The 3,154-nt window shown below is 60.2% G+C and carries 1 protein-coding gene; it reads right to left on the reverse strand.

Annotated features, from left to right (window positions below; translation table 11 throughout):
* Positions 1 to 61: 61 nt before the first annotated feature.
* A partial coding sequence (locus NW853_RS10860) for a PAS domain S-box protein (RefSeq protein ID WP_414349015.1) occupies positions 62 to 3,154 on the reverse strand: 3,093 nt, incomplete at its 5' end.

The raw sequence follows: 3,154 nt of genomic DNA on the forward strand, positions 1-3,154 counted from the left end.
GGGAGAGGGGCTGGGGGTGAGGGAGTCCCTCAGGGAGAGGGGCTGGGGGTGAGGGTGTTCCTCAGGGAGAGGGGCTGGGGGTGAGAGCAGAACTGCCCAAATCCGGCAGGCTGACTGCAAACAGGGTGCGGTTCTCGCCGCTTTCCACCCGCAGGATCCCTTGCAGCAGCTCCACCGCCTTTTTCAGCAGCGGCAGGCCCAAGCCGGTGCCCCCCTGGTGGGCGTAGTCCAGTTGCGGAATGCGGTGGAACTTCTCGAAAATGCGGGGCAGGTGCTCCGCTGGGATCTCGACGCCGGTGTTGATTACCTGCAAATGGAGACCCGAAGAATCGCCCGCCACTTCCAGGTAAACCTGCTGGCCAGCAGGGGTGTATTTGGCAGCATTGGCCAGCAACTCGCTGAGGATGCGGGTGAGCAGCCCCACATCGGTGCTGAACAGGATGGGTTCAGAGGGAATGCGGGAGACAAAAGTGAGCCGGCGCTCCTGAAAGCGCAGAGCAAAGGGCGGCACCAGCTTTTCCAGCCACTCTCGCACCTCGAAGCGGGCAATCTCCAGACTGCGGCTGCCGGCCTCTAGCCGCTGCAGATCCAGCAGGTCGTTGACCAAGTCCAGCTCTTTTTGCCACTCCTGTTTGAGGATGTGGAAATAGGGGATCTGCGCCTCGGAAAGACCGCGCACCTCCAACATTTTCAAAGCCATTTTCATGTTGGTCAGAGGCGTGCGCAGCTCGTGGGAGACCATGCTGAGAAACTCTTCTTTGAGCTCGTTGAGCCGCTGCAGTTGCCGGAGCTGGGCCTGGATTTCTTGGTAGAGGCGGGCCTGGCGAATGGCGATGCTGCACTGGGTGGCCACCTGCTCGGCAAAGTGGATCTCGGCTTCAATAAACCCTTCCTGGGGCAAGCGGATCAACTTGAGAAAGCCCAGCAACGAGCCCGTTTCCACAAACAGGGGGCAGGCGAGGAAGGTGCAGCGCCCCCGCAGCGGGTGATCCGTGCTGAAGTAGAGGGTCTGGCCTTGGCGAAGCTGGTGCAAAAGAACGGGATCCAAGGGCAGGGTAACTTGGCCTATAGGGGGCAGGGATCCCGCCGCTTCGTAGACCAGCGTGTAGGTCTGGGTTTCCGGATGGATGAGGGCCACACCGCAGGCGCCCAGTTGGAAAGCCTGGGTCAGCTCCCGCACCACGGTGGCCAAGATCTCCTGTTCGTCCAGGCTGGAGCGCACCTTGTCGCCAATGAGCCGCAGCATTTGCTCGTACCTTACCCGCTGGGCCAGCTCGGCATTGCGCACCTCCACCTGGTAGCGCAGCTCGGCATTGGCAGCTTGCAGTTGCTCAAACAGCTCCGCCTGTTGCAGCGCCAGCCCCAGTTGATCGGCAATTTGTCGCAAAAAATCCGGCATCCAGGGATCCCATTTTTTGGGGGCGCTGCACTGGTGGGCAATCAACAGCCCCCAGAGGCGGGCCAGCCTGCCGTCTGTGCCGTCAGGGCCAGCCGACTGCAAGATGGGCACCACCAAGTTGGCCCGCACCCCTAAGCTGGCCAGCAGCTCCCGGTGGCAGGGCTGGATGGGGGCAGTGTCGATATCTTCAATGGCGGAAATGCGGCCCTGCTGATAGGCTTGGTGCCACTGGGTTACGAAACAACGATCTTCGATAACCAGGCCCAGCAGGCTCAACTCTGGCCGGCTAACCGATTCCATGGCGATCTCGCCCACCCAATCGGGGAAAAAGCGGTAGATCACCACCCGCTCTACATCCAACAAACGGCGAACTTCCTCTACAGCAAAACTGAGGATGGACTCCACCTGCAACGATTGCCGGATCCCTTGGACGATGTGGCTGAGCAGCCGGGCTTGGTGGAGCTGCAATTGAACCTGCTCCTGGGCCTGCTTGCGCTCGCTGATATCGACAATTGAGGCGACACCGTAAATCTGTTTCTCGGGAGTCTCCGCCGCAAAAGACGAGAGATCCACCCACCGGATCTCGCCACTTTTGTGGATGTAGCGTTTTTCCATCCGGTAGCCGCGGCGGCGGCCCGCTCGTATTTCTTCGACATAGATTGCCTCCTGCCGCAGATCCTCAGGATGCGTTATGTCGGCGTAATTCATGCTCAAGAGCTCGGCCTCGGTGTAGCCGGTGAGCTGGCAAAAGCTCTGGTTCACCTTTAGCAAGTGCCCCGCCGCATCCGTGACCGCCATGCCCACCGGGGCTTGCTCGAAGAGACTTTGAAACAGATCTTGCTGATACTGCAGAGAGTGCTGAAGTTGTTGCTGTTGGTTTTGCAACTCTTTTTCCGGGGTCAAATCCTGTACGCTGACGATCATGCCGATTACCTTTCCCTGGGCATCTAGCCAGGGAGCCTCCAAAATCCGCACCGGAAACCGTTCCCCGCTGCGGCGCCTGAAGGTCAGCTCCCATCCCTGCGGGGGCCGCCCCTGGGCAAAGGCGGCGGTGATCTTGCCCATCTCTTCCGGGGGCCAATAGACAAAAGGGGGATCCTTCCCGATGAGCTCCTCCTTGGGCCAGCCCACCATCGTGGCAAAGGTCTCGTTGACGTAGATCTGTCTGCCTTGTGAATTGACGGCGGCAATGCCCAGAGGAATGACGCGTTCGATGGCAACGCGCAAATTCAGGGTGGTTTGTAGATCTGGTAGATCCAGTTTCTCCGTTGACGGCTCCCTCCAGACTGATGCTGAAGGCGGCGGGCCTAAGGTTAGCCGCCAGCACACCTCATCTTGGTTCACCACCCCCAACAGGGATCCCGCTTCGTCCACCACCGGCAAGTGGCGGATCCCGTGGGCCCGCATCAACTCCAACAATGCCAGGGGATCGCGGTAGTTGCCGACGGCCAAGGTCACGACCGGGGTGGTCATCACCTCAGCCAGGGTGGATCCCTGCCAAGAGCGGTCGCTGGCCACCCACCGCAACACGTCCACAGGTGTCAAAATGCCCACCACTCGGCCTGCGTCCACCACCAAGGCGTAGGGCCAGGAGCCATTCTTTTGCGCCAGCAGGGAGAGAAGCTCGACAAGGGAGCTGTCAAGCCCGACCAAGGGCGGCATCTGGCCAAACAACTGTTCCAGGGATCCCGATGGAGAGGGCAAATCTTGCGCCATGTCGGAGGACAACTGAACCTTAAAGTTACAGTCAAAAAA

The sequence above is a fragment of the Synechococcus sp. H55.11 genome (genome assembly GCF_047462475.1).
Lineage (GTDB): Bacteria > Cyanobacteriota > Cyanobacteriia > Thermostichales > Thermostichaceae > Thermostichus.